The organism is Streptomyces sp. ISL-96 (genome assembly GCF_018614035.1).
GTDB lineage: Bacteria > Actinomycetota > Actinomycetes > Streptomycetales > Streptomycetaceae > Streptomyces.
Genome location: NZ_JAGGPA010000026.1, coordinates 38,443 through 64,836, shown reverse-complemented (window position 1 = coordinate 64,836; position 26,394 = coordinate 38,443). Strand labels below are relative to the sequence as shown.

The following is a 26,394-nucleotide window of genomic DNA, read 5'->3' as shown; positions in this document are numbered from 1 at the left end:
CGTGATCGTGCGTGTGTTACGCCGGAGAGTGCGCCGCGTCAGGCTGCGAGAACGAGCGCCGCGGGGGGCGGTCCGCGCCTGATCACCGTGTGCTGGAGTGCTTCGCCGGCCGGCCGCGGTGGCGTCACGAAGGGGGTGTGGGGTGTGCGGGAGCCTTGTGCGGGCGCCGCGGGGAGCGGGCCGGCGTTCAGCGCCCGTACGAGGGCCAGGGCGGCGCGCAGTGACCGTACGAGCGCGCCTTCGGCGACGCCGTGGGCCGACAGCAGGATCAGCCGGGACAGTGCGATTTCCCCGCGCCGCAGGAGCCAGCCGGTGGCGACGGCGGCCAGCAGGTGGCCGAGCAGCATGGGGAGGGTGGGCAGCAGCCCGGCGGCGGGTTCGGCGGCTCCTGTGTGGTGTGCCGCGGCGTGTGCGGTGTGCGTGAGGTGCTGCTGCGCCTGGTGTACGGAGGCGGGGTCGAGGCCGGCTTCGGTGATGATCCGGCGTGCTTCGGCGGTGCTGAGCGGCAGTGCGCCGGCGCTGCACACGAGTTTCGCGGCGAAGGTGCGGAGCGAGGTGTCGGTGGCCGCGCTTTCGAGGGCCGGGTTGTGCTGGCCGAGTCCGAAGAGGGTGTGCAGTGCGAGTTGTCCCGAGGCCAGTGCGGTGGCGATGGCGGGCATGGAGCGGGCGCGTCCGGCGAAGGGTGCGATCAGGCCGAATACGGCGGTGCAGCCGAGTGCCAGCGTCCACCAGGGGACGGTGGCGCAGGAGGCTATGGCATGTCCGGTCGCGGACAGCACGACGCAGACCGCGGTGAAGACCGCGGTCCTGAGCAGCCGCAGACGGGCTCCGGCGCGTGCGTCGGACGTAGACATGGCCTCGACATCATCGCATCGCGTTCACAGCATTCCTACGGCAGGTCCAGGAGCGTATACACCGGCGTAAGGAGTGCGCGCGTCGGCCGAATGAGGGCAATCATGTTCACTCCACGCTTATGAAGCGCTGCTTGCGGCAATACGTATCGGTATGTCGAGCCGCAGCCAGGAGGCTGGAGCATGAGCATCTGGTGGTCTCTCCACTTGCGGCGCGAAGCCGCGAGCGTCCCGCTCGCCCGCCGCCTTCTGCTCGGCACCATGGAGACGGCGGGGGTGGATCCGGACATCTCCTACGACCTGTCGGTCGCGCTCAGCGAAGCCTGTGCGAACGCGGTCGAGCACGGTGGGGACGAGCGGTCCGGGACGCCTTCCGCGGAATATCGCGTGACCGCTTATCTGGACGGCGAGAAATGCCGTATTGAGGTCGCCGACTCCGGGCCGGGCTTTCCCTCTTCACGGCGGGGTTGTCGCGCTGATCTGCGTCCGGCGCACACTTCGGCGGAGAACGGCAGAGGTCTGTGCCTGATCGAGCAGCTGGCCGATCATGTGCATTTCCGGAACAGGCCGGGGCGCGGCGCGGTGGTCAGTTTCGACAAGATCCTGAAATGGCGTGAGGGCGCGCTGCTCAAGGTGTCCTGAAGGTCCTGGTCCTGAGCGGCGCGCCCTCGCGTGGCTGGGGGTGTGGGCCGTACGTCAGCCCTGCTTGACCCGCGCCATCCAGGCTTCGACCTCGTCGGAGCGGCGCGGCAGCCCGGCCGACAGGTTCCGGTTGCCGTCCTCGGTGACGAGGATGTCGTCCTCGATGCGGACGCCGATGCCGCGGTACTCGGCGGGCACGGTGAGGTCGTCGGCCTGGAAGTACAGGCCGGGCTCGACGGTCAGGCACATGCCCGGTTCCAGTGTTCCGTCGGCGTACGCCTCGCGGCGGGCGGCGGCGCAGTCGTGGACGTCCATGCCGAGCATGTGGCCGGTGCCGTGGAGGGTCCAGCGGCGCTGGAGGCCCAGTTCCAGGACGCGTTCGACGGGGCCTTCGACGAGGCCCCATTCGACGAGCTTCTCGGCGAGTACGTGCTGCGAGGCGTTGTGGAAGTCGCGGTATTTGGCGCCGGGCTTCACGGCGGCGATGCCGGCTTCCTGGGCTTCGTACACCGCGTCGTAGATCTTGCGCTGGAGGTCGGTGAAGGTGCCGTTGATGGGCAGGGTGCGCGTGATGTCGGCGGTATAGAGAGTGTGGGTCTCTACTCCGGCGTCGAGGAGCAGCAGGTCGCCGGAGCGTACGTCGCCGTCGTTGCGTACCCAGTGGAGGGTGGTGGCGTGGGGTCCGGCGGCGCAGATGGAGCCGTAGCCGATGTCGTTGCCCTCGACGCGGGCGCGCAGGAAGAAGGTGCCTTCGATGTAGCGCTCGCTGGTGGCTTCGGCCTTGTCGAGGATCTTGACGACGTCTTCGAAGCCGCGGACGGTCGAGTCGACGGCTTTCTGGAGTTCGCCGATTTCGAAGGCGTCCTTCACGGCGCGGGCTTCGGAGAGGTAGACGCGCAGTTCTTCGTCGCGTTCGGCGGTGACCTTGTCGGCGAGTGCGGCTTCGATGCCGGCGTCGTGTCCGCGGACGTTGCGGACGGGTCCGGTGGCTTCCTTCAGTGCGGCGGTCAGTTCGCGGACGTCCTTCGCCGGGATTCCGAGGAGCTGTTCGGCCTCGGTGAGGGAGTGGCGGCGGCCGACCCACAGTTCGCCCTGGCCGTCGAGCCAGAATTCGCCGTTCTCGCGGTCGGAGCGGGGCAGGAGGTAGATCGTCGCGTCGTGGCCGCCGTCGGCTTCCGGACGGGGTTCCAGGACGAGGACGCCGTCCTGCGTCTGGTCGCCGGTGAGGTAGGCGTATTCGGTGGAGGCGCGGAAGGCGTACTCGGTGTCGTTGGAGCGGGTCTTGAGGTTGCCCGCGGGGATCACGAGGCGCTCGCCGGGGAAGCGTGCGGAGAGTGCGGCGCGGCGGTCGGCGGTGTGGCCGACCTGTGCGATCGGCTTCAGGCCGTGCAGTTCGGTGTCGGCCCAGCCGGACTTCATGTTCTCGGCGAGCTCGTCGGACACGCCCGGGTACAGGCCGTTCTTCCGCTGCTTGATCGGCTCTTCGGTCTCTTCCGGGGTCTCCGGCATGAGCTCTTCGGACACGACTGTCTCCTTGATACGACACTGGACCGCCCTCCATCGTATGTGCGACGGGAAGACGGCCCTGGGCGCTGTGGGCGACTGTGACGGATCAGTCGAACCGGGCGGCGAGCAGCACGATGTCCTCCGTCGAATCCGCCGTGTCGGCGCCGCCGGGGAGCATGGTGCGCAGTACGTGGTCGGCGATCGCTCCGGGGTCGTTCCTGACGGCCCTGGGCACGCTCGCGGCGGCCGCGTGCAGGCGTGCGAAGGCGCGGTCCATGGGGTCGCCGGTGCGTTCGAGCAGCCCGTCGGTGTAGAGGAGCACTGTTTCGCCGGGTGCGGGCGTGATTTCCACGCTCGGTGCTTCCCAGCAGGCGAGCATGCCCAGTGGTGCGGACAGTGAGGTCTCGACGTATTCGGTGCGACGGTCGCCGATGATCAGTGGGGGGCTGTGTCCGGCGCCGGCCAGCACGATTTTGCGCTGGGCGGGTTCGCAGTAGGCGAAGAGCGCGGTGGCCGACCGGGCGGGTTCGGTGAGCCGCAGCAGCAGTTCGAGGTCGGACAGCACGGCGACGGGGTCCTCGCCCTCCATGACGGCGTACGCCCGCAGGCTGGCCCGCAGGCGGCCCATGGCGGCCAGGGCGCTGGGGCCCGTTCCGGAGACCGACCCGACGGCGAGCCCGAGTGCCCCTTCGGGCAACGGCAGGGCGTCGTACCAGTCGCCGCCGCCGCGGGGGCCTGTGCGGTGGCGGGCGGCGAGCTGCGTCCCGGCGACCCGGGGGAGTCTGCTGGGCAGCAGTTCCTCGGCGACGGTGGCCACCTGGGCTCGGGCGTGTTCGAGCTCAAGGAGGCGGGCCAGGTGTTCGGCGGCGTAGCGGGCGTAGAGGCTCGCGAGGTGTCTGCGGCGCTCCGCGGGTTCGGCCGGTTCGTCGTACAGCCAGACGGCGGCGCCGAGACGTGGGGACGCTTCGGTGGTCAGGGGCAGGGCGTAGCTGGCGGCGTATCCGAGGCGCGCGGCGACTTCGCGGTGGCGTGGGTCGAGTTCCGCCTCACCGAGCAGGTCGGGGTGGGCGATCTCGGTGGGGCGGGGGCTTCCGGGGAGTCCGTCGAGGAGTCGCCCGTACGACGTGGAGCTGCGCGGCACGGTCTCGATGTGGCCGAGGTCGGCGTGGGCGAGTCCGAGGCCGACGGTGGTGGACGGGCCGAGGCCGTCGGCCGGTTCGAGGACGACGAGTCCGCGGCGGGCGCCCACGAGGGCGGCGCCGGCGCGCAGCAGTTCGTGCAGTGCGCTGTCGAGCGATCGGGTGCGGACCAGGCGTTCGGTGAGTTCATGGAGGGTGGTGAGGTCGGAGACCCAGCCCGCGAGCCGGTCCTGAAGCACCGCGCCGGCGGCGGCGGGTGGGGCAGGGGTAGCCGGATGAGGCGCGACAGTGTGCGCGGGGGGCGGAACCACTGGATCGATTCCAGCCACTTTCGGCACGTGAGGGGCGCTCATGATCGCGGGCTTTCCAGCTGGTGCGTTTTGCTCAATAGCATCGCAAACCCCCATGTCATTCTGCGCCGCTATCAATGCATCCACATGTACACGTACAAGTAAGGGGATGTCCAGCATTGTCATCGTGGGACTGTTGGTGTCTGTGGGATAGCCAACTTGGCCTAAAAATGCCACACACGGCAAGAATTTGCGGTCGACTGAGGGTGTTCGACAGCGCGTCATATGAACCGTGATGGGTACCTAATCGGTGATGGCCAGGGGTAGTTGGGACCGCCCCGGAACCTGGCGGCGGGCCTGGGCGTCCTAACCGCCGTAGGCCGTGCCTCGTCCCCGACAGCGGGAAAGCACGCGGGACAGCACTACGGATCTACCGCAGATGCCAGTACGGATCAGTTAAGCGCCATGTGTGCGCCACCCTCCGCTACGTTTCACGCTTGGCCCCGAGGGGTTACCCGTGCCGCAGGCTGAAAAGTGCGGCGATGCACCACCAGTACGCAGCCAGTACGTGACGTGCACGCTCAGTGAAGATATGCACACATGGTGTGATATGGACCTCGGCGTTCAACGGAAAGGAACGAGCGCTCATGCGCGAGATCCCCGGAAAGCGACGCAGGCCCCGGTTCCGGCGAAGTGAGGGGCCTGCCCAGCTCGGCGCGGCGCTGACCTGCGCCACCGATTGGCAGTGGCCCGTGCTCCCCGGAGTGGGCCTGAACGGACAGGCCTGTGCCTGTCCCGATCCCGAATGCGTGGTTCCCGGCGCGCATCCCTTCGACCCGGGCATCCTGGCGGCCACCACGGACGAACGCATGATCCGCTGGTGGTGGACCAACCGTCCGACCGCGCCCGTCATGCTGGCCACCGGGGGCGCCGCTCCGTGCGCGATCAGCCTCCCCGCGGTCGCCGGCGCCGTCGCACTGACGGCGCTCGACGGCATGGGGATGCGCCTGGGCCCCGTTGTCGCGACGCCGACCCGCTGGTCGCTGCTGGTCGCCCCGTACTCCCTGGAGCGGCTCGGAGAGCTGCTGTACGCCAAGGACTGGGTGCCCAGTTCGCTGCGGTTCCACGGAGAGGGCGGTTACCTGGTGCTGCCGCCCTCCGAGACGGGGACCGGGCAGGTGTGCTGGGAACGGGCTCCGCTGGCCGGTTCGGCCGCGCCCTGGCTGCCGGATGTCGAGGCGGTGGTGGACGCGCTGGTGGCGGCGAGCAATGGCGCACCGGACGGCGGCAGCAGGCTCGCGTACTGACAGCTCACCCGTACTCACCTGTACTCACTCGTATGGGTGTGAGCGCGCCCGTGTTCTGAGGGATTCGGGCGCGCGGCTGCCGTGTCACCGGTCATCCGTCGATATCTTCGGCCCACCGTCAAGAATTTCCGGGCAGTCGACAGGTGGGACCCGCCTTGAATCTCCGCATGACCGGGCTCGCGGCCGTCGTGGTGTTCACCGTCCTGCTGCCGCTGGCCGGCGCCTCCGCGGAGCCCGAGCCGCTGTCCGTACCCGACGACGCCAAGGCGGCTGCGGTGAACGTTCCCGGGAACGCTCAAAAGGACGCTCCCGGGAACGCTCCGCAATGCGGTCCCGAGCTCAGCTCCCCGGAAGGCATCGAGGGCCAGACCTGTGTGCTGACCGAGGACGGCAGTACCTGGGCGCGTACGTACTACCGCAACGCGACGGGGACGGAACTTCGATCCGTACTCACCCTGATGGGCCCGGCGGGCCGGACCGTTCAGATGCATTGTCCGGTGAGTGCGCAGGACGAACCCGGGGTGTGTGAAACACCGCGTGAGCCGTCGCGCGGAAAAGCCGATGAATATTCGGCGGTGTCGGAGTTCGCCGCAGCGGGAGACGGGCCGTTGCTACTGCGCTCCGGAAGCAACTCGGTGGCGCCCGCGCCCCGTTGACCGGGCGATGCGACGCACGACGGAACGGGGATACAGAAAGACCCGGTCGCTGGCGACGGGGGATGCACCAGCGACCGGGCACTTAGAACGGTAACAAGAGATCTGCGGTTGGCAAATTCGATCTCCCTTATTCAGACAGGGATTTAACTGCTGAAACGGGGGTTGTGACCGGGGTCACCGATCGGCCGGCGGGAATTGTCACGGTCAGCTGAGCGTCACCTGGCGGTTGGTGAGACCGCCCCGCGCGCGGCGCTCCTCCGACGTCAGCGGAGTGTCCGAAGCGAGGGCCACGGCGAGCCGCTCGGCGAGCTCGGCGGCGGCCTTCTCGATGTCCTGCGCCCTGGTCTCGCTCGGCAGGTCCCACACCGGAACCATCAGTCCGTGCGCGCGGAAGGACCCCACGAGACGGGTGCCTTCGCCGAGCGAGGACGTACCGGCGGCGTGCAGCCGTGCGAGTGCGTCGAGGAGCTGGTCCTCGGCGTACGGCATGACCCAGCGCAGGTGGTTCTTGTCGGGCGTCTCGCACCAGTACGCGGCGTCGACACCGGTCAGCCTGACCGTGGGGATCGCGGCGGCGTTGGCGCGCTCCAGGGAGGCGCTCACCTCGGGTGTCGCGTTCTGCGCGTCGGGGACCCAGAACTCGAAGCCGGAGTGCACTTCGGGCTCGAAGGGCGCGTCGGCGTCGAGCAGGTCCTGCAGGCGCGGACCGTCCGCCGGGGCGCGCTCGGCCGCGACCGGCGTGCCCGGCTTCGCGGTCAGCGCGCGCCGCAGGGTGTCCGCGAGGTCGCGGCTGAGGTCGCCGGAGGGCGTGTCGTTCTGCAGGCCGAGCAGCACGGAGCCGTCGTCGCGGCGCAGGGCCGGCCAGGCCATCGGGAGTACGGTCGCCAGCGTGACGGAAGGGACGTCGTCCGGGAGCCCGTCCTTCAGCGTCAGCGGTACGGTCGCGGCCGGCACCAGCTCGCGCAGGGCGACCCAGTCGCACTCGCCGGGCAGGCCCTCGAAGGGGCGCTGGACCAGTTCGGTGACGGCGTGCGAGGCGGCGCGGCCGTGGCAGGCCTTGTAGCGACGGCCGGAACCGCACGGGCAGGGCTCGCGGGCCCCGACGACCGGCACCTCCCCGACTGTGACCTGAGCCTGCGGCTTGGTTCCCCTTGCGGGCTGGGGGCGCTTCTTGGCCATGGCTTGGCTTCTCCCGTTCACGGCAGTGCTGTGTCGGGCGCGAGCCTAGCCGCTGAGCCGCCCCCGACCGGGACCGGCCGGGTACCGGAGCCGGCCGGTCGAGGTCCACCGAGAGGACCCAGCGATCAGTGAGGGGTCAGTCCTGGGTCGGTCAGGTCGTCGAACGAGTCCACGAAATCCATTCCGGGGACGGCGACGCGCGTAGCGAAGTCCTCGCGACGGTGCCCCTCCGTCACGTTGACCCACACCGTGACCTCGCCGGCCGCGCTGTCCCGTACGCCCCAGTCCTGCGCCAGGGCCGTGATGATGTTGAGCCCGCGGCCACCGCGTGCGGTGACCGAGGGCGTGGCCGGAACCGGTCGGGTCGGACCGCCTCCGTCCGTCACTTCGACGGTCAGCCTGCCTGTTGCGTCGACGCGCCACGCGGCGCGGATGTCACCGTCACCGACCTCCGCCTGCCCCAGCGGCCTGCCATGACGGCAGGAGTTGCTGAGCAGTTCGGACAGGATCAGTACGGCGTCGTCGATGACCGAATCGGACAACCCGTTGATGCGCAGTTCGTCGCGCATACGGCGTCTTGCTTCACCCACGCCCGCAGGGCCATGGGGTACGGCCATGCTCGACGACGTGGGCACTTCCCGTGCCACCACCAACGCCACCCCCGAGACCTCCTTCGCCCCACGCCACCGAGTGAATGCCCCAATGGCCTGGACCGGAAACCGGCCAAGCGCCGGTCAGTGACGCACTCGTAACGATCGAATACGCACTGAACGCGCCGGTGCACTCCCTGTGACCAGGGTTATGGGCGTCCCAATTGAGACAGGACCTGCTTGGGGCGGTTCGTAATGATCGCCTCCACACCGAGGCGCTGGCAGAGCTCGACGTCCTCCGGCTCGTTGACCGTCCATACGTGCACCCGGTGCCCCGCGCGGTGCAGCCGTGCGATGTAGGCGGGGTGGTTGCGGACGATCCGGATGGAGGGGCCCGCGATGTGCGAGCCCGCCGGGAGGCGCCCGTCGCGCAGGCGCGGGGAGACGAACTGCATCAGGTAGACGGTCGGGAGGGTGGGCGCCGCGGCCGCGACCCGGTGCAGGGAGCGCGCCGAGAAGCTCATGATGCGTACGGGCGAGGGCTCGTCGGCGGCGGGGGCGTCCAGGCCGAACCGCTTCAGCAGGTGGAGCAGCCGCTCCTCGACCTGGCCGGCCCAACGGGTGGGGTGCTTGGTCTCGATGGCCAGCTCGACGCGGCGCCCGGCGTCCGAGACGAGCTCCAGGAGGCGCTCCAGCGTGAGTACGGAGGTGAACTCGCCGGGGGCCTGTCCCCGGGCCGGGTCCCAGTCCGGGGACTCCGGGCTGTCGCGCCAGGAGCCGAAGTCGAGGGCGGCGAGGTCGGCCAGTTCGAGGGCGGAGACGGCGCCGCGGCCGTTCGAGGTGCGGTTCACCCGGCGGTCGTGGACGCAGACGAGGTGCCCGTCCGCGGTGAGCCGTACATCGCACTCGAGGGCGTCCGCGCCGTCCTCGATCGCCTTCATGTACGCCGCGAGGGTGTGCTCGGGGGCGTCCTCGGAGGCGCCGCGGTGAGCGACGACTTGGATGGTGTGCTGCCGTGCGTGGGTCACGGCGTCATGGTGTCACCGCGGATGGGTAGGCGGGAAAACACGTCACTGGAGGCGGCCGATCGGCTCTGCTCGGCATGCGACCGTTTTGACCGATGTAAAGGATATTCCGTGGATGCACAGGAACCGCTTACGGTCCTCTGATGTGCGGTGGGAAAAGCTGACAGCGGACACTTGCACAGTGGTGACGTTGACCGAAAACGACGTGGGACCGAGGAGAAGAGAGCTGTGAGCACCGAGAACGAGGGCACTGCGGTTCCGGCCGCCCTTTCCGCACCTCCCGTGCCGGTGGCCGCTTCCGGGCCCGCCTCCGACTCCACGGGTACGAACGCTGCGGACCCGGGGCGCGAGCCGGCGCCCCCGGCCCTCGAGCAGCCCGTACACAATCCCACAGCGCAGGGGCACACGTCCGAGCCGCAGCCGGGGTACATGCCCGTCGCGCAGCCTCACGCGGCCGCGCCCGGGCCAGGTCCGGCCGCCGGACCTACCGCCGGGCCCGGCGCCGGATGGCCGCCGCCCCCGCCCGCGCATCCCACCTACGGCGGCGGTGGCAGCGGCGACAGCGGCGGCCCCGCGTGGGGCGCGCCCATGCCGCCCGTACCGCCCGGTCCCCGTAGGAAGCGCACCGGCGGTCTGGTCGCCGGGGTGCTGGCCGCCGCGCTGGTCGCGGGTGGCGTCGGCGGCGGCATCGGGTACTGGGCCGCCGAGCGCAACGACAGCCCCACCGACTCGACCACCGTCTCCGCCTCCGGCACCGCGGAGGGCTTCAAGCGCGACCCGGGCACCGTCGCGGCGGTCGCGGCGAAGGCACTGCCGAGCGTCGTCACCATCGAGGCGCAGGGGGGCGACGGCGAGGGCGGCACGGGAACTGGCTTCGTCTACGACGTGCAGGGCCACATCGTCACCAACAACCACGTGGTGGCGTCGGCGGCGGACGGCGGCGAACTGTCCGTCACCTTCTCCAACGGCAAGAAGTACGACGCCGAGGTGGTCGGGCGCGCGGAGGGCTACGACGTAGCCGTACTGAAGCTGAAGAGCGCCCCGGCCGGCCTGGCCCCGCTGCCCCTGGGCGACTCCGACAAGGTGGCCGTCGGGGACTCGACGATCGCCATCGGCGCGCCCTTCGGCCTGTCGAACACGGTGACCACCGGCATCATCAGCGCGAAGAACCGTCCGGTGGCCTCGGGCGACGGCCAGAACAGCAAGGCGTCGTACATGAGCGCCCTGCAGACCGACGCGTCGATCAACCCGGGCAACTCCGGCGGCCCGCTGCTCGACGCGCGCGGCGCCGTCATCGGCATCAACTCCGCCATCCAGTCCGCCGGCACGGGCGGCTTCGGCCAGTCCCAGGCGGGCTCCATCGGCCTGGGCTTCGCCATCCCGGTCAACCAGGCGAAGACGGTCGCCCAGCAGCTGATCAAGACCGGCGAGCCGGTCTACCCGGTGATCGGCGCCACGGTCTCCATGGACCCGAAGAGCGACGGCGGCGCCGTCATCGCGGACCGCGGCACGGGCGGCACCGCGGCGGTCCCGCCGGACAGCCCGGCGGGCAGGGCCGGTCTGAAGGCGGGCGATGTGATCACCAAGCTCGACGACCGGGTGATCGACAGCGGCCCGACGCTGATCAGCGAGATCTGGACCCACAAGCCGGGTGACAAGGTCACGCTCACGTACGAGCGCGACGGCAAGACGGCGACGGCCGAAGTCACCCTGGGCCAGCGCAAGGGCGACGACAGCTGACCGGTTAGGCTGTTCTCGCGCGACCGCGGGCCGGTGGCGCGAGGGTGGGTTGCCCGAGCGGCCTAAGGGAACGGTCTTGAAAACCGTCGTGGCAGCGATGTCACCGTGGGTTCAAATCCCACACCCACCGCACAGCTCAACGCAGGTACAGGTCAGAAGGGGTGTCTCCGACTCGGAGACACCCCTTCCGCGTTCACCCTGTCTGGGAAAGGCGGCCGCTGAGGATGTCGCCGGCCGTGCCGAGCGTGAACGCGAGCATGAAGCCGGCGACTGCCCAGCGGGTGCGCCCCCGCATGGCCAGGGCCGCCGCTGCGGCGCCGACGGCTGTGCCCAGGGCGCAGACAGCGACCCAGATGCCCATGTTCACACCGGCGTTGAATCCCATGGCGATGATCGTCAGAGCTGAAAGCGCGCCCGCAGGTCGTCTTCCGTGTCCGACGCTTCTTGGCCCCGTGCGGTCATGCAGGTAGAGCATAGTGCGGCCGCCTGCGGTACGGCCGGGGAATCGCTCCACGCTCGCTAAGCTCGATCGCCATGACGAGTCCCTATGCCCAAGGTCCCGCGCCCACCGCCACGCTCATACGCATGGGACGCAGCGCTGCCCGGACCGAGGTTCCGGTCGGAGTCGGCTGCACCGTGGTCGGCGCGTTCGTCGTGCTTGGCAGCGTTGCGGTCATGGCCGGGCTGACCGGGAAGAACCCCAACCCCGGTGGGATCGCGGGCGTCATCATTGGGCTGCTGATCGGCTTCTGCGGCGTCGTCTTCGTGTCCGCCGGCTTGAAGTCCCGGCACACCTTCCTGTGTGTCGACCACACGGGCTTGTGGGTCAACAACCCCGGCGGCCAGAAGGTCATCCCCTGGGACAGCCTCGCCGGGGTCGGTCTGAACTGGTGCAGGACGGGAAGCCGCCCCGTGAAGCACTACTCCGTCGAGCTGTACCCCAACGCGCCCGTCGATCGCGACGATCCGGTCCTGTGGGCCATGGTCCGCGACGAGGAGCCCTTGCAGCCCAACCTGCCGCGACTGCGCTACCGCCTTGTCGCCAACAGCGGCTTCCGGGAGCCCCTGGTCGCGGCGATCCAGCAGCACGTCCCCCAGCTGTGGCTCGGCGAGGCCGAGCGCGAGCGCGGCTATCTCGGTCTGCCCGACGTCAAGGGCCACCAGGAGCGCACCCGCGGCCGCACGCGCTGAGGCGGGCGGCGGAGGCGATGGTGGCGCGGGCTTCGCGTTCGGTGAGGCCCGTGTGGACCGCCGCGTCCGTCAGTGCGTTCGCGAGGGAGTCGCCGATGCCGTTCTCGTACGCGCGGCAAGCGGCCCAGAAGAGGCGGGTGTTGCGCTGGCCCTCATGTGCCGCCAGTACGAACTGGACCAGGCCGTGGCCGCTTCCGGGCCCGCCCGCCGGGTGGTGCGCCGGGGAGTGAGGGCGTGCGGGGGGCGTGAGCAGGCGGAGCAGTGCGCCGGGGCAGGGGGCCGGCGCGAGGTGGCCGGTGCCGGGCGCGGTGCGGTAGGTGCCGTGGGTGGTGACGGAGCCGGGGCCCACCAGGTAGCCGCCGGTGCCCCGGATGTCGATGCCGGGGGCGAGGCGGCCGGCGGAGTTCGCTACGACGACGTCCGGCGGGCCGGTCAGCCAGATGTGGCGGCCGCCGCTGGGGGTGAGGACGACGACGGTGTCCGGGATCGTGAAGAGGTGCCGGAGCGCCAGGTGCCGTAGGGCCGCGGTGGCGTCGGTGGGGGCAGCGGTGGCGGTAGTCGTGCCGGCGTCGGAGGCGGTGTCCTTCGCCGGTTTCGTGTCCAGGTCTATGCCGATCAGGTGGTGCGGGGGGCGCCCGCACGCGATCCCGTAACCCGTCGCCCAGGGCGCGGCGGCGAAGAGGGCGCGGACGGCGGCGGGGTCTGTGGTGGCGTCGTGTACGCCGTGCCCTGGGCGTCCGCATTCGCCCCGGCACAGGAGCGGCTCGGCGGCGTCCCGGTGCGGGGAGCGCAGGGCGGGGAGTTTGGTGCGGGACAAAGGAATGACGGGAAGCCCGCGCTCGGCGGCGGAGAGAGCGTGGGCGAGGGCCAAGGTGGCGGCACGCCGGTCGGGGGTGGCCATGGGCTCTATTTTCGTACGCGCGTTCGAAGAAGGGAAGGGGGGCGGATTGGCCGAAAATGCGCTGGAACGCTTTTCTCCTTGGGGTGGCCGGGTTGTCGGGTGCGAGAGGGGTGAGCTGGGGTTTTGGGGGCGTGAAGGGTGTTTATCGACATGTCCTCACGCTTGAGGGGGAATAAGGGCCTCCGGGCTGGTTCGCCGGGGATTCGGTGGGCAATTCTGATCTCGCGACGTCGTGACCATCGCTGAGGCAGTCGGCCAACTGCCCCGGACCAAGCCGTACTTACCGTTCCTGGAGGAACTCACATGGCAAGCATCCGTAGCGCCCGTGTCATCGCAGCTGTTGCCGCCCTGCCCCTCGCGGCCGCCCTCTGCTCAGGCGTCGCCCTTGCGGACAACGGTTCCTTCGCGAACGACGGGTCGAACGCGACCGTGGCCACGGTCGGCGGAAGCGGTGTCGGTGGCCACAACCTCGGCAACTCGACCACCACGCAGCAGGTGGCGACGGGTGCCGGCGCGTCGAACCAGAACAACACGGCGAGCGTGAGCGGATCCGGCTTCACGGCGATCGACCAGTCCAACGAGACCGTGGCCGTGAACTTCGCGCAGCTCTGGTGAGCCGCGACCCGGCCGGGGTCTGTGTTGCGGGGTGAATGACTGCCTGCGCGACGGCGCTTGTCGCCGTTGCGCAGGCCGTTCCCGTTTCTGGGTGTGCTGTTTCCTTGACAGTGCGCGTTGATCTGACGGACAGTCAAATATCCAGTAATCATCAGACTGTGACGCCGCCTGCCGTCGGAGGACGCTGCCGTGCACCTTGCCCCCACCTTGCGCCGGCGGCAGCTGCGCGCCGAACTCCGCTCGTACTTCCGCGAGGTGATGGGGGGAGCGGATCCGCACGGCGCCGCCGGACAGCGCGCGCCGTTGCGGCGGGCCGGCCGCGGCGGGACGCCCGAGCAGAAGGACTACTTCCTCCCCCGGATCCTGCGCGGCGAGATCGTCTTCGCGATCGGCTGCACCGAGCCGTCGGCCGGTACCGACCTCGCCTCGCTCCGTACGCGCGCGGTGCGTGAGGGCGACGAATGGATCGTCGGCGGCGTGAAATTTATGGGAACCGAATCGGCCGTTGCGGTGTATCCAATGTGTCAGGAGGCTGCGGGCGAGATGCCGAGGGGGCGGCGGGGATGAGCGCGGAAGTGGATGCGGGCGGGCGCGCGGAAGTGGGCGTGGGCGGGGGCGCGGATGGGGATCTGTACGGGCTGCTGAAGGCGTTCGAGGGGCGGGCGGCGGTGGTCGACGGGGTTGGCAAGGACCCCGTCAACGAGCCGATGATCAGGCACTGGTGCGAGGCGATGGGGGACGGCGCGGCGGCGTACCGCGGCCCCGGTGCGATCGCCCCGCCGACGATGCTCCAGGCCTGGACGATGGGCGGCCTGTCCGGGCATGCGGACCATACGGGCAGGTCGGCGGCGTACGACGAACTGCTCGCGCTGCTGGACGGCGCGGGGTACACCTCGGTGGTCGCGACCGACTGCGAGCAGGAGTACGTGCGGGATCTGCGGCCCGGGGACCGGATCACCTTCGACGCCTTGATCGAGTCGGTGTCGGAGCGTAAGACGACGAAGCTGGGGACCGGGTATTTCGTTACGACGCGGATGGACGTCCGGGCGGAGGGGGAGCGGGCGGGGACGCACCGCTTCCGCATCCTCAAGTACGCGCCGGCCGCGGGGAGGCGCGAAGCGGGAGGCCGGGAGGTTCGAAGCCGGCGGCCGCGGCCCGTCGTCAACCGGGACAACGCCGGGTTCTGGGACGGGGTGGCCCGGCACAAGCTCCTGATCCAGCGGTGCGAGGGCTGCGGGACGCTCCGGTTTCCCTGGCTGCCGGGATGCGGCGGCTGCGGGTCGCCGGAGTGGGACACGCTCGAGGCGAGCGGGGCCGGCACGGTCTTCTCGTACGTCGTCATGCACCATCCACCGTTTCCGGCCTTCGACCCTCCGTACGCCGTCGGGCTGATCGAACTCGCGGAGGGCGTGCGGATGGTCAGCAATGTGGTCGGGGTGCCGTACGACAAGGTGCGGATCGGGATGCCAGTCCGGCTGGAATTCCTAAGCGTGGACGGGGAGTTGGAGCTGCCAGTCTTTCGGCCGGTGGAGAACGGCGGAGGGGGTGAGGGCTGATGGGCGGGCGCCGACCTGGACCGTCCCGGGTGACAAGGGCGAGGAGGAGGAAGCGGTATGAAGGTCGGGCATGAGTTGCCGCCGCTGGAGATCCCGATCACCCGCACGCTGATCGTCGCGGGTGCCGTGGCCTCCCGCGACTACCAGGACGTCCATCACGACGCCGAGGCCGCGCGGGCGAAGGGCTCGCCCGACATCTTCATGAACATCCTCACGACCAATGGGCTCGTCGGCCGGTACATCACCGATCACTTCGGCCCGGGTGCCAGGCTGCGCGCTGTGAAGATCCGCCTCGGGGTGCCCAACTATCCCGGCGACACCATGGTGCTCACCGGCACCGTCACCGCGCTCGACGCGGACGGCACGGCCGAGGTCCGGGTCGTCGGCGCCAACGGGCTCGGCCATCACGTCACCGGCAAGGTGACCGTCAGAGTCCGGGAGGAGGACTCGTGAGCGTACGCAACGCCGACACGCTCGGCGGGAAGGCCGCGATCGCCGGTATCGGGGCGACCGAGTTCTCCAAGGACTCCGGGCGCAGCGAGCTCAAGCTGGCCGTCGAGGCCGTACGGGCCGCCATCGCGGATGCCGGGCTCACCCCCGCCGACGTCGACGGCATGGTCACCTTCACGATGGACACCAGCCCCGAGATCACCGTCGCCCAGGCGGCCGGTATCGGTGAGCTGTCGTTCTTCTCCCGTATCCACTACGGCGGCGGCGCGGCCTGCGCCACCGTCCAGCAGGCCGCACTCGCCGTGGCGAGCGGGGTGGCGGAAGTCGTCGTCTGCTACCGGGCGTTCAACGAACGCTCCGGCCGCCGCTTCGGCTCGGGCGTACAGCACCGCGAGCCGTCGGCAGAAGGAGCGGCCCTCGGCTGGAACCTGCCCTTCGGGCTGCTCACCCCCGCCTCCTGGGTCGCCATGGCCGCCCAGCGCTATCTGCATGTGTACGACCTGACGGCCGACGTCTTCGGCCACGTCGCCGTCACCGACCGCCGTCACGCCGCCCGCAACCCCGCCGCGTACTTCTACGAGAAGCCGATCACCCTCGCCGACCACGCCGCCTCGCGCTGGATCGTCGAACCGCTGAGACTCCTCGACTGCTGTCAGGAGACCGACGGTGGGCAGGCGGTCGTCGTGACCTCCGTCGAGCGGGCCCGGGATCTGCCGCACCCGCCCGCGGTGATCGTCGCCGCCGCGCAGGGAGCCGGGCGCGGTCAGGAGCAGATGACGAGCTTCTATCGCGGCGGGCCGGACGCTCTGACCGGGCTGCCCGAGATGGGTGTGGTCGCCCGGCAGTTGTGGCAGACCTCGGGGCTGCGGCCGGCCGACATCGATGTGGGCATCCTCTACGACCACTTCACACCGTTCGTGCTGATGCAGCTGGAGGAGTTCGGGTTCTGCGGGCCCGGCGAGGGCGGCGGTTTCGTGGCCGAGGACAGGCTGGCGCTGAACACGCACGGCGGCCAGCTGGGTGAGGCGTACCTGCACGGCATGAACGGCATCGCGGAGGCGGTCAGACAACTGCGCGGTACGTCGGTGAACCAGATACCGGGCGCGGCCACGTCGCTGGTGACGGCGGGCACCGGAGTTCCCACGTCCGGGTTGATCTTGGGGGCGGATGGCTGAGGCAGGGGCGTGAGCGGTGGTCGGTGCGGGCGGGGGCACGTTGACTCTTCTCATGCACCTGCAGAAGATCTACGCGCAGAAGCTCCTCGGATACACCGTCGCGCTCGCCGGCTTGCTGGGAGTGCTGGTCGTGCCGCATCAGGTGGACGCCGCCGCCCGGTCGAGAGCACCGGCCGCCGGGCCGGCCGGCGGACCGCCAGCGGTCGCCGCCCCCACCGTGAAATTCCGCGGCCGCGCCTTCGACACCTGCCAGGCCCCCTCGCTCTCCACCATGCGGGCGTGGCGAGCCTCCCCGTACCGGGCCGTCGGCGTCTACTTCGCGGGCCGCGGCCGGCACTGCCAGAAGCAGCGCCACCTCAGCAAGCAGTGGGTGGCGGCCGTGGACCGGATGGGCTGGCGGGTGCTGCCGGTCTTCGTCGGTTCGCAGTCCCCCTGCGTGCAGGCCAAGAACAAGCGGCGCGTCAGGATGGGCCGCGCGCCCTGGCGCCAGGGGAAGAAGGAGGCGAGGCAGGCGGTCCGCGCGGCGAAGGCGCTCGGCATGCGCGCCGGCAGTGCGCTCTACCTCGACATGGAGGCGTACAACGAGGGGAACAGCCGCTGCGCCCGCACCACGCTCGACTTCATCCGCGGCTGGAACCGTGAAGTGCGCAAGTACGCGTACCTCCCGGGTTTCTACAGCAGTGCGGAATCCGGCGTACGGCACATGGAGCGCGCCCGCAGGGCGGGGGTGACGGACCTGCCGTCGGCGATGTGGTTCGCCCGCTGGGACGGCAAGCCGTCGCTGTACGGCGAACGCGCCCTGTCCAAGTGGGCGTGGAGGCCGCACCGCCGCATCCACCAGTACGCCGGAAACGTCGTGGAGAAGCACGGCGGCCGACGCCTGAGCATCGACCGGAACACGGCGGACGCCCCGGTCGCACGGATCCGCCGCTGACCTGCCGTAACGGAGGAAGAGACGGCCCCGCCCCCGAGACACGACCCCTACGGAGAGCCGTGCGGTCTCCACCCTCAGGAGGTGGGGCCGTCCCCACCCCTACAACCTGAGGCGGATCCGGTTTCGGGACCTGGGGCCGATCCGCCGCGTACGACGCGCTCCTAGCGTGGACTTCATGACCACGCCTGTCTGCACCAGCGCATCCAAGGCGGCGACAAGGGCGGCGACGCCGGCGCCCTACCCGTCGTTCTCCACGTACGTACGCGCCCGGGGGCCCGTACTGCTGCGCACCGCCCGCTCGCTCACCGCCAATCCGTGCGACGCGGAGGACCTGCTGCAGACGGCGCTCACCAAGACGTACGTCGCCTGGGACCGCATCGAGGACCACCGCGCCCTCGACGGCTACGTACGCCGCGCCCTGCTCAACACCCGCACCTCGCAGTGGCGCAAGCGCAAGGTCGACGAGTACGCCACGGACGAGCTCCCCGAGCCCGCCTCCGCCTCCAGCACCGCCACGGCCACCGCCCTCGCCAACGACCCCGCCGAACAGCAGGTGCTGCGCGACGCGATGTGGCGCGCGATCATGAAGCTGCCGGACCGCCAGCGCGCCATGGTCGTCCTGCGCTACTACGAGGACCTGAGTGAGGTCCAGACGGCCGAGGTCCTCGGCGTCTCCGTCGGTACGGTCAAGAGCGCCGTCTCGCGCGCCCTCGGCAAGCTCCGCGAGGACCCGGAGCTGGCCCCGGTCCGCTGACCTCCCCCGACCGCATCCGATTCGTACTCCCGGAAGTAGTGACATACCGCGTGGTACGTGCGCAGAATCAGGCCACCCTTATTACTGCCGCGTAGCGCCCACCGGGAGGACGCCGTGCTGAGCACCATGCAGGACGTACCACTGACCGTGACCCGCATCCTGAAGCACGGGATGACGATCCACGGTCGCTCACAGGTCACCACATGGACCGGTGAGGAGGAGCCGCAGCGCCGCACCTTCGCCGAGACCGGGGAGCGCGCGACACGGCTCGCGAACGCTCTGCGCGACGAGCTCGGCGTCGACGGCGACCAGCGCGTCGCCACCCTCATGTGGAACAACCAGGAGCACGTGGAGGCGTACCTCGCGGTCCCCTCCATGGGCGCCGTACTCCACCCGCTCAACCTGCGCCTGGCCCCCGAGCAGCTGGTCTGGATCGTCAACCACGCCGCCGACCGCGTCGTCATCGCCAACGGCTCGCTGCTGCCGCTGCTCGCGCCGCTCCTCCCGCACCTGAAGACCGTCGAGCACGTGGTCGTCTCGGGCCCGGGCGACCGCTCGCTCCTCGACGGCTGCGCGCCGCGCGTCCACGAGTACGAGGACCTGATCGCGAACCGCCCCACCACGTACGACTGGCCCGAGCTGGACGAACGCGCCGCCGCGGCCATGTGTTACACCTCCGGCACCACCGGCGACCCCAAGGGCGTCGTCTACTCCCACCGGTCCATCTACCTGCACTCCATGCAGGTCAACATGGCCGAGTCGATGGGTCTGAGCGACAAGGACACGACCCTTGTGGTGGTCCCGCAATTTCATGTGATGGCCTGGGGGCTGCCGCACGCCACCTTCATGACCGGCATCAACATGCTCATGCCGGACCGCTTCCTCCAGCCGGCCCCGCTCGCCGAGATGATCGAGCGCGAGAAGCCGACGCACGCCGCCGCCGTCCCCACCATCTGGCAGGGCCTGCTCGCCGAGGTCACCGCCAACCCGCGCGACCTCTCCTCCATGGCGAACGTCACCATCGGCGGCGCCGCCTGCCCGCCCGCCCTCATGGAGGCGTACGACAAGCTCGGTGTGCGCCTGTGCCACGCCTGGGGCATGACGGAGACCTCGCCGCTCGGCACCATGGCGCACCCGCCGGCCGGGCTCACCCCCGAGGAGGAGTGGCCGTACCGCATCACGCAGGGCCGCTTCCCGGCCGGTGTCGAGGCGCGCCTGATCGGGCAGAACGGCGAAATCCTCGCCTGGGACGGCGAGTCGGCCGGTGAGCTGGAGGTACGGGGCAACTGGATCGCCGGCGCGTACTACGGCGGCGCGGCGGGCGAGGACCTCAGGCCCGCCGACAAGTTCAGCGAGGACGGCTGGCTCAAGACCGGCGACATCGGCGTCATCAGCGACGAAGGCTTCCTCACCCTCACCGACCGCGCGAAGGACGTCATAAAGTCGGGTGGGGAGTGGATCTCGAGCGTTGAACTGGAGAACGAGTTGATGGCCCACCCGGACGTTGCGGAGGCGGCCGTCATCGCCGTACCGGACGACAGGTGGAGCGAGCGCCCCCTGGCCACGGTGGTGCTGAAGGAAGGCGCGACCGCGGACTACGAGGAGCTGCGGGCCTTCCTCGCGGGCAAGATCGCGAAGTGGCAGCTGCCGGAGCGCTGGGCGACCATCCCGGCCGTACCCAAGACGAGCGTGGGCAAGTTCGACAAGAAGAAGCTGCGCCAACTGCACGAGTCCGGCGCACTGGACGTCACCTACCTGGCTCCGCAGGTCAGGCAGGGTGAAAGCAAGCCCGAAGCGGGCTGATCACGCCTCAGGCGCGCGTGGGGAGGGCTCGAACAGAGCCCCGCCACGTCGAGTTCAGCAGGCACGGCAGAGAGCCCCTGGCAGCGGCCAGGGGCTCTCTGCCGTGAGAAGCAGGGGCTTTCGTTCCTCAGTTCGTGCCGATCTTCGCGAGCAGGTCCACGATCCGGCCCTGCACCTCACTGCTCGTCGAGCGCTCCGCGAGGAAGAGCACCGTCTCCCCCGAGGCGAGCCGGTGCAGTTCGCCCTCGTCGAGTCCGGCCGAGGTGTAGACGACCAGCGGCGTGCGGTTCAACTGCCCGTTCGCGCGCAGCCAGTCGACGATTCCGGCGCGGCGGCGGCGTACCTGCATCAGGTCCATCACCACCAGGTTCGGCCGCATCTGCGTCGCCAGCGTGACCGCTTCGGTGTCCGTTCCGGCGCGCGCCACCTGCATGCCGCGCCGCTCCAGCGTCGCCGTCAGCGCGAGCGCGATCTCCTCGTGCTCCTCGATCAGCAGGACGCGCGACGGGTGCTGCTCGCTGTCGCGCGGCGCGAGCGCCTTCAGCAGTACGGCGGGATCCGCGCCGTACGCCGCCTCACGCGTCGCCTGCCCGAGCCCGGCCGTCACCAGGACGGGGACCTCGGCGGCGACGGCGGCCTGGCGCAGCGACTGGAGCGCCGTACGGGTGATGGGCCCGGTCAGCGGGTCGACGAACAGCGCCGCGGGGAACGCCGCTATCTGCGCGTCGACCTCCTCGCGGGAGTGCACGATCACCGGGCGGTAGCCGCGGTCGCTCAGCGCCTGCTGCGTGGAGGCGTCCGGGGCGGGCCACACCAGCAGGCGGCGCGGGTTGTCGAGCGGCTCCGGGGGCAGCTCGTCGTCGACGGGCTGCGGCTGGGGCCGGTTGGCCACCTCCACGGCGCCGTTGGGGCCGTCCAGCGGCTCGGGGCCCTCCGAACCCTCGTCGGGTGCGCCTATGGCGTACGCACGGCCCTCGCTCTGGGGCGACAGCCGCTGCTGGAGCGGGCCCTGGCCCGTGCCCTGGCCCTGGGGGTGCGGACGGGCCGCGGGCTCGGCGCTGTCCTGCGTCGCGGTGCCCTCGGCGGGCGTGGACTGCTCCGCCTCCGTGCGCGAGGCGGCGAGCTTACGGCGCCGTCCCGAACCCAGGGTCTGGTTCTGCTGCTGGGCGATCTGCTCGGCGAACGGCATGCCCTGGCCGAGGGTACGGACGCTGAACGCGCGGCCCTGCGTGGAGTCGGCGGACAGGGGAGCGGACACCGGTGCGGGCGCGGCCGCTGCCGGTGCCGGTGCCTGTGCCGTGGCCGGTGCTGTGGCCGTTGCGGGGGCTTCGGCGGGGAGGGGCTGGGCGGGTGGCAACGGCTGCGCGATGCGCGGCTGCTGTGGTCCGGTGGCGGGCTCCGCGTCGTCCTCGCTCGCCGCTCCCACGGCGAAGCCGGGAGCGGGCCAGGTCTGCGTCGTACCGGTCGTCGTCGCGGTGGCTCCGCCGGGGGCGGCCGACCAGCTCGGGGGCACGGAGACGGCATCGCTGTCGTGAGCGGCGTTGCCTTCCGGGGCCGGAACCGGAACCGAAGCCATGGCCCTGCGCCGTCCCGTCGGTGCCGGTGCCGGTGCCGGTGCCGGTGTCGGGTGCGGCTGCGGCGGAGTGTGGTCCGCGTCCGGAGTGGTGCGTACGGCGTCGTGGCGGCCCGGCAGCGAGGCGTCCGCCTCACCCGCCGTCGGCTGCACCCGGTCGGCGTCGGCGGGCGGCAGCGCGAACACGCTGCGGGGGGCCTCGGACCGCTCCTGCGCCGGCGGCGCGAGCGCCCGGCGGGCACGCCGCCCTGAAGCCTGTTGCTGTTGCTGTTGCTGGAGCTGCTGCGGGGACTCGCTCGCCGCAGACGGTGCGGAAGGCAGGGCGGGCAGCGCGGGCGCGTTCTCGTGCGCCCCGTCCCCACCACGCCGTGCACGACGCCCTGTAGAGCCCGGTACGTCGACGGGCACGCCCTGGGGCGGCACCGTCTGCCCGAGCGCCGCGCGCCCGGTTCCGTGCGCCCCCTCGGAAGCCGTCACAACGGAGCCTTCCGAGACCACGCCCGAAGCCCCGGACGGCGCGGCGGCCGGCAGCGCGGCACGCAGTTCTACGGCGCCGCCACCTCCACCGCCCGTACGTCCGTCGCCGCCACCCTCGACGGGACTGGGCCGCCCGCGCCTGCGCCCCGTACCACCGGAGCCGGAGCCGGAGCCGGAGTCCGGACCGTCCCCTGAGGCCTGCGCCGGAATACGGTCCTGCGGACCGGTCACCGCGCCCGCCCCGTCCGCCTCGCCCGGCCCGTCACGCCGCGCCCTGCGCCGCCCGGTGGGCGCAGGACCCGCAGCGCCCGCGCCAGTAGGAACCGGCTCGGCCGCCGCCACGGCGGCGGCCTGCTCGCCCGTCGCGCGCTTGCCGTCCAGCTCCAGGAAGGCGTCCGTGGACGAACGCCGCGCCCGCCGCCCGCCACCGTCCGCCGGCGCCGACTGCTGCGCCGGCACCGGAGCCGGATCCGGAGCGGCCGCCTTGGGCTGCGCCGGAGTGACCGCCCCGGCGCCCGCGCCGAGCGGCACTTCCAGCACGTACGCGCTCCCGCCCACGCCGGGCACCTCGTGCGTCTGCAGTACGCCGCCGTGCGCCGCCACGATGCCGCGCACGATCGGCTCGTGCACCGGGTCTCCCCCGGCGTACGGGCCGCGCACCTCGATGCGTACGACCTCACCGCGCTGCGCCGCCGCGACCACGATCGTCGAGTCCGTGTAGCCGCCGCCGGGCGCCGCCGCCGGTGCCTTGCCCGTCGAGTCGATCCCGGCCACGTCGGCGACGAGGTGCGCGAGCGCCGTCGCCAGCCGCCCCGCGTCCACCTCGGCCTCGATCGGCGGCGCGTGCACAGCGAACTGCGCCCGCCCCGGACCGATCAGCTCGATCGCGCCCTCGACACCGGCCGCCACGACGCCGTCGAGCAGCACCTTCGCCTTCGTCAGCTGCTCCGTGCCCGCCGCGAGCCGCTGGTAGCCCAGGACATTCTCGACAAGGGTGGTCATCCGGGCGTACCCGGCGGCCAGGTGGTGCAGGATCTGGTTCGCCTCGGGCCACAGCTGCCCGGCGGGGTCGGAGGCCAGCGTCCGCAGCTCGCCCCGCAGTTCCTCCAGGGGGCCGCGCAGCGACTCGCCCAGTACGGCGGTCAGCTGGGCGTGCCGCCCGGCCATCTCCTCGTACCGCTTGGTCTCGCGTTCGAGTACCTCTGCCTGCTTTTCGACCAGTTCGTCGTACGGGCGGCGGTCGGTGAAGGTCATCACGGCGCCGACGAGCTGGTCGCCGTCCCGTACCGGAGCGGTCGTGAGGTCGACGGCGACCGGCTTGCCGTTCTTCGCCCACAGGACCTGCCCGCGCACCCGGTGCTTGCGCCCGGACTTGAGGGTGTCCGCGAGGGGCGAGTCGTCGTACGGAAAGGGAGTGCCGTCGGCCTTCGAGTGGATCGCGAGGGGGTGCAGTTCCTTGCCGCCGAGGTCGCTGGCGCGGTAACCCAGCATCTGCGCGGCGGCCGGGTTGACCAGCACCACGCGCCCGTCGGTGTCCGTCCCGACGACGCCTTCCGCGGCCGCCCGCAGGATCATCTCGGTCTGGCGCTGCGAACGGGCCAGCTCGGCTTCGGTGTCGACGGTCCCCGACAGATCGCGTACGACGAGCATCAGCAGCTCGTCGCCGGTGAAGCTGGGGCGATCGGTGTGGGACGCGTAGGCGTCCCGGCCGTCCTCCAGGTTCGCGCTGGTCACCTCGACCGGGAACTCCGTCCCGTCCGTGCGCCGCGCGACCATCCGGGTCGGCTTCGTACGCCCTTGATCGTCCTCGCCGTCGGCCCGGCGCATCGATCCCGGGATCAGCTTCGAGTCGAACGTCGGCAGCAGATCGAGCAGTCCGCGCCCGACGAGTCCCGTGCCGGGGGACTCGAACGTCTCCAGGGCGATGGTGTTGGCATTGACGACGGTGCCGTTGCAATTGACGAGCAACAGCCCGTCAGGAAGTGCGTCGAGTATCGCTGCGAGGCGAGCAGCGCCTCGGGATGGCCTGCTGCTCACGACGACGGTTCCTCCCTGAACTACTGCACCTTGCCGACAGCCGGCCTCATTTTGCCCCTCGGGCCGCAAGCTGTCACTGGAGGGAGTCTAAAGGCAGGCGATGGGCGCGCGACGGCGGATGAGGGGGAGCTCTCACCAAGGTTGTGTGCGCTTGGGGCCACATCGGACGACGCTGCATAGGCCCTGACCAGGTACGAGTGCCCGCCGGCGCCGCTGAGCGCGGTCCGGGAGCAGGCGGTCAACGCACGCTGGGAAGCACCGGCACCATCTGACGCCAGCGGGAGATTTCGCAGCCATTGCCCTGATTGAACGTCGCGTCGACGCTTCGCCCGTTCCAGGTACCGGTGATCCGCGCCGTGGCGGGTCCGCCGTACTGGTGGGTGCACATCCGGTCCTGCGGCACGGCGGCGAAGGGGTCGCCGTCCTCCCCGGCCAGCTCTTCGAGCCGGTCGCAGGCGGCCTGTGCCTCGGGGTGCGTGCCGCCCGTGGGCCCGCATTTCAGTTCGTACGTCCCATTGGCGGCACGGTTGCCCGTCTCGGCCGTCGTCACGGTGAGCCGGTCCTGCACGTCCCTTGTGTCCTGCGCGCCCCCCTGGAGTACGTCCTGGAGCAGCGGGAGCGGGATGGGCGCCGCCACGGCGGACGTGCCGGGGACGGCGGCGGACAGTGCGGCGAAGGACGCGGCGGCGGTGAGGGTGAGACGGCGCAGCATGGAGGCTCCTGGGGTTCAAGAGGGGGCAGGGGCGCCCCGCACTCTCTAACGCTCCGCAGCCCCGGGCGTTGCGCAACCGGTAAGGCTTTGCCCTGGCCCCCGCCTGCCTAGTACCGTGGGCTGCGATTGGTGGCACCACGCAAGGCTGTGTCATCATCTGCACGCACCCACTCGCGCAGGCGAGAGAGTGTGCTGGAGGCGTCGCCTAGTCCGGTCTATGGCGCCGCACTGCTAATGCGGTTTGGGTCTTAAAGCCCATCGAGGGTTCAAATCCCTCCGCCTCCGCGCATGATCACCGAAGCCCCGGTCCCAGGACCGGGGCTTCGGTCGTTCCAAGGTCGTTTGGGGCGTTTCCGCAGCTCAGCAGGGGTGCGGCTAATGGATTTCGCGTGACGGCGCAGGTCATGTAATGTTGTTCTCGCAACGCCGACGGGGCAGAAAAAGCCCCGGACGCCAAGCACTCGTAGCTTAACGGATAGAGCATCTGACTACGGATCAGAAGGTTGCAGGTTCGAATCCTGCCGAGTGCACAACCGGCCAGAGGCCCTGACGAGAAATCGTCAGGGCCTCTGGTTTTTTGATCGTTGCCCGTCAATCGCCGTGGCGCCTGGCCGACTCCGCCTCCTGTGCGAGGCGGCGCAGGGCCAGTAGCGCGGGTTCCAGCAACACGGTCAGCAGCAGAGCTCGTTCAGCCTGTTCCAGGGGGTCGGTGGTGTCGGCCAGTTGGTCGAGATCCAGGGTGGCCGTGCGCTCGGCGAGTGCCGCGTAGGGGACGAGGGACCGCCAGTCGTAGTCCACGCCGAGGGAGCGCAGGGTCTCCAGGGTCTCGGCGACGACGCTCTTGGCCGGGGCGTGCTCGGAGACCTCCCAGCCCATTTCCGCCAGCAGCGCGTCCGTGTCGGCTGCCCTTGCAGGGCGTTCGCGGGAACCTTCCGCAGTGCCTTCGCCGGCGTCTTCCTCGGCCAGGACAGGCGGCCTGGCGCCGAGCACGAGGCCGAGTACCTGGTGCGGGTCCGCTTCGTTCTCGGACACGGCCTTCAGCACTTCCCGCGTTTCGCCGATCGACAGCCCCCGTACGCCGATGAGGGCGCGGATCAGCCGCAGGCGGCGTACGTGCGGCTCGCCGTACTCCGCTTGGGTGGCGGACGTCGGCCGGCCGGGTGGCAGCAGCCCTTCCCGGAGGTAGTGCTTGATCGTCGTGATCGGCACTCCGCTGCGGCGGCTCAGCTCGGAAATTCGCACCGGTTCTCTCTTTCGTCTAGCTATTAGAGAGTGTGACTCTCTAATGTAG

At 70.7% G+C, this 26,394-nt stretch carries 23 protein-coding genes, 3 tRNA genes and 1 pseudogene; 16 read left to right on the top strand and 11 right to left on the bottom strand.

Translation table 11 applies throughout. The annotated features are described in order from the left end of the window. Positions 1-38 precede the first annotated feature (38 nt). Positions 39-854 carry a hypothetical protein gene (locus tag J7E96_RS18465; RefSeq protein WP_215132737.1) on the bottom strand — a complete coding sequence of 272 codons (816 nt, stop codon included), beginning with the start codon at positions 852-854 and terminating at the stop codon, positions 39-41. A gap of 180 nt (positions 855-1,034) precedes the next feature. Between J7E96_RS18465 and J7E96_RS18460 the strand changes: the two genes are divergently transcribed. Continuing rightward, positions 1,035-1,493: an ATP-binding protein gene (locus J7E96_RS18460; protein WP_215132736.1), complete on the top strand. Its 459-nt coding sequence runs from the start codon at positions 1,035-1,037 to the stop codon at positions 1,491-1,493. A 54-nt stretch (positions 1,494-1,547) separates the two neighbouring features. On the opposite strand, the gene J7E96_RS18455 is transcribed toward J7E96_RS18460, so the two are convergent. Then, entirely contained in the window at positions 1,548-3,002 is a 1,455-nt protein-coding gene (locus tag J7E96_RS18455) for an aminopeptidase P family protein (protein ID WP_215132872.1), read from the bottom strand. A 103-nt stretch (positions 3,003-3,105) separates the two neighbouring features. Next, entirely contained in the window at positions 3,106-4,608 is a 1,503-nt protein-coding gene (locus J7E96_RS18450) for a PP2C family protein-serine/threonine phosphatase (protein ID WP_215132871.1), read from the bottom strand. 467 nt (positions 4,609-5,075) lie between these two features. On the opposite strand from J7E96_RS18450, the gene J7E96_RS18445 reads away from it, so the two are divergent. Together J7E96_RS18445 and J7E96_RS18440 are read left to right on the top strand one after the other, a co-directional pair. Further along, on the top strand, positions 5,076-5,735 hold the full coding sequence (locus J7E96_RS18445) for a bifunctional DNA primase/polymerase (protein ID WP_215132735.1): 660 nt from the start codon (positions 5,076-5,078) through the stop codon (positions 5,733-5,735). A gap of 167 nt (positions 5,736-5,902) precedes the next feature. After that, on the top strand, positions 5,903-6,391 hold the full coding sequence (locus tag J7E96_RS18440; protein WP_251070092.1) for a hypothetical protein: 489 nt from the start codon (positions 5,903-5,905) through the stop codon (positions 6,389-6,391). A 204-nt stretch (positions 6,392-6,595) separates the two neighbouring features. Here the strand turns inward: J7E96_RS18440 and J7E96_RS18435 are convergent, their stop codons facing one another. The 3 genes from J7E96_RS18435 to J7E96_RS18425 all read right to left on the bottom strand — a co-directional run bounded on the left by J7E96_RS18435 (position 6,596) and on the right by J7E96_RS18425 (position 9,188). Further along, positions 6,596-7,570, bottom strand: a complete 975-nt coding sequence (locus J7E96_RS18435; RefSeq protein ID WP_215132733.1) for a DUF5926 family protein — start codon at positions 7,568-7,570, stop codon at positions 6,596-6,598. A gap of 125 nt (positions 7,571-7,695) precedes the next feature. After that, a complete protein-coding gene (locus J7E96_RS18430) occupies positions 7,696-8,274 on the bottom strand; it encodes an ATP-binding protein (protein WP_215132870.1) in 579 nt (192 codons plus the stop codon). 95 nt (positions 8,275-8,369) lie between these two features. Beyond that, positions 8,370-9,188 (bottom strand): glycerophosphodiester phosphodiesterase, encoded by an 819-nt coding sequence (locus J7E96_RS18425; protein WP_215132732.1) that lies wholly within the window; start codon positions 9,186-9,188, stop codon positions 8,370-8,372. 225 nt (positions 9,189-9,413) lie between these two features. On the opposite strand from J7E96_RS18425, the gene J7E96_RS18420 reads away from it, so the two are divergent. After that, on the top strand, positions 9,414-10,925 hold the full coding sequence (locus J7E96_RS18420) for a S1C family serine protease (protein ID WP_215132731.1): 1,512 nt from the start codon (positions 9,414-9,416) through the stop codon (positions 10,923-10,925). Between the two features lie 43 nt (positions 10,926-10,968). Then, positions 10,969-11,055 (top strand) — tRNA-Ser (locus tag J7E96_RS18415). A gap of 63 nt (positions 11,056-11,118) precedes the next feature. Here J7E96_RS18415 and J7E96_RS18410 read toward each other — a convergent pair. Then, positions 11,119-11,310, bottom strand: coding sequence for a hypothetical protein (locus J7E96_RS18410; RefSeq protein ID WP_215132730.1), 192 nt, complete (start codon positions 11,308-11,310; stop codon positions 11,119-11,121). A 200-nt stretch (positions 11,311-11,510) separates the two neighbouring features. Between J7E96_RS18410 and J7E96_RS18405 the strand changes: the two genes are divergently transcribed. After that, complete coding sequence (locus tag J7E96_RS18405; protein ID WP_251070091.1) at positions 11,511-12,116, top strand: hypothetical protein; 606 nt, start codon at positions 11,511-11,513, stop codon at positions 12,114-12,116. Here J7E96_RS18405 and J7E96_RS18400 read toward each other — a convergent pair. Continuing rightward, positions 12,076-13,017: a bifunctional DNA primase/polymerase gene (locus tag J7E96_RS18400; protein ID WP_215132728.1), complete on the bottom strand. Its 942-nt coding sequence runs from the start codon at positions 13,015-13,017 to the stop codon at positions 12,076-12,078. The two genes, J7E96_RS18405 and J7E96_RS18400, sit on opposite strands and share 41 nt — an antisense overlap. Before the next feature lie 303 nt (positions 13,018-13,320). On the opposite strand from J7E96_RS18400, the gene J7E96_RS18395 reads away from it, so the two are divergent. The 8 genes and pseudogenes from J7E96_RS18395 (at position 13,321) to J7E96_RS18360 (ending at position 20,304) form a co-directional block, all read left to right on the top strand. After that, positions 13,321-13,632: a hypothetical protein gene (locus tag J7E96_RS18395; protein WP_215132727.1), complete on the top strand. Its 312-nt coding sequence runs from the start codon at positions 13,321-13,323 to the stop codon at positions 13,630-13,632. 189 nt (positions 13,633-13,821) lie between these two features. Continuing rightward, positions 13,822-14,115 (top strand): annotated as a pseudogene (locus J7E96_RS18390) (acyl-CoA dehydrogenase); the annotation flags it as partial. Positions 14,116-14,195: 80 nt separating this feature from the next. Further along, entirely contained in the window at positions 14,196-15,188 is a 993-nt protein-coding gene (locus J7E96_RS18385; protein ID WP_215132726.1) for a bifunctional MaoC family dehydratase N-terminal/OB-fold nucleic acid binding domain-containing protein, read from the top strand. A gap of 57 nt (positions 15,189-15,245) precedes the next feature. Further along, entirely contained in the window at positions 15,246-15,641 is a 396-nt protein-coding gene (locus tag J7E96_RS18380; RefSeq protein ID WP_215132725.1) for a MaoC family dehydratase, read from the top strand. Then, the gene (locus tag J7E96_RS18375; RefSeq protein ID WP_215132724.1) at positions 15,638-16,813 is read left to right on the top strand and encodes a lipid-transfer protein; all 1,176 of its coding nucleotides are present in this window, start codon (positions 15,638-15,640) and stop codon (positions 16,811-16,813) included. The genes J7E96_RS18380 and J7E96_RS18375 overlap by 4 nt, the downstream gene beginning before the upstream one ends. 52 nt (positions 16,814-16,865) lie before the next feature. Then, positions 16,866-17,747, top strand: coding sequence for a DUF1906 domain-containing protein (locus J7E96_RS18370; protein WP_215132723.1), 882 nt, complete (start codon positions 16,866-16,868; stop codon positions 17,745-17,747). 175 nt (positions 17,748-17,922) lie between these two features. Continuing rightward, the gene (locus J7E96_RS18365; protein ID WP_215132722.1) at positions 17,923-18,501 is read left to right on the top strand and encodes a SigE family RNA polymerase sigma factor; all 579 of its coding nucleotides are present in this window, start codon (positions 17,923-17,925) and stop codon (positions 18,499-18,501) included. 114 nt (positions 18,502-18,615) lie between these two features. After that, positions 18,616-20,304: a long-chain fatty acid--CoA ligase gene (locus J7E96_RS18360; RefSeq protein WP_215132721.1), complete on the top strand. Its 1,689-nt coding sequence runs from the start codon at positions 18,616-18,618 to the stop codon at positions 20,302-20,304. A 127-nt stretch (positions 20,305-20,431) separates the two neighbouring features. On the opposite strand, the gene J7E96_RS18355 is transcribed toward J7E96_RS18360, so the two are convergent. Together J7E96_RS18355 and J7E96_RS18350 are read right to left on the bottom strand one after the other, a co-directional pair. After that, on the bottom strand, positions 20,432-24,391 hold the full coding sequence (locus J7E96_RS18355) for a PAS domain-containing protein (protein WP_215132720.1): 3,960 nt from the start codon (positions 24,389-24,391) through the stop codon (positions 20,432-20,434). 238 nt (positions 24,392-24,629) lie between these two features. Next, positions 24,630-25,103 carry an SSI family serine proteinase inhibitor gene (locus J7E96_RS18350; protein ID WP_215132719.1) on the bottom strand — a complete coding sequence of 158 codons (474 nt, stop codon included), beginning with the start codon at positions 25,101-25,103 and terminating at the stop codon, positions 24,630-24,632. A gap of 194 nt (positions 25,104-25,297) precedes the next feature. Here J7E96_RS18350 and J7E96_RS18345 point away from each other — a divergent pair. Further along, positions 25,298-25,388: transfer RNA gene (locus J7E96_RS18345), tRNA-Ser, on the top strand. A 172-nt stretch (positions 25,389-25,560) separates the two neighbouring features. Then, positions 25,561-25,633 (top strand) — tRNA-Arg (locus J7E96_RS18340). Between the two features lie 61 nt (positions 25,634-25,694). On the opposite strand, the gene J7E96_RS18335 is transcribed toward J7E96_RS18340, so the two are convergent. Continuing rightward, complete coding sequence (locus J7E96_RS18335) at positions 25,695-26,345, bottom strand: MerR family transcriptional regulator (RefSeq protein WP_215132718.1); 651 nt, start codon at positions 26,343-26,345, stop codon at positions 25,695-25,697. Between the last annotated feature and the right edge of the window lie 49 nt (positions 26,346-26,394).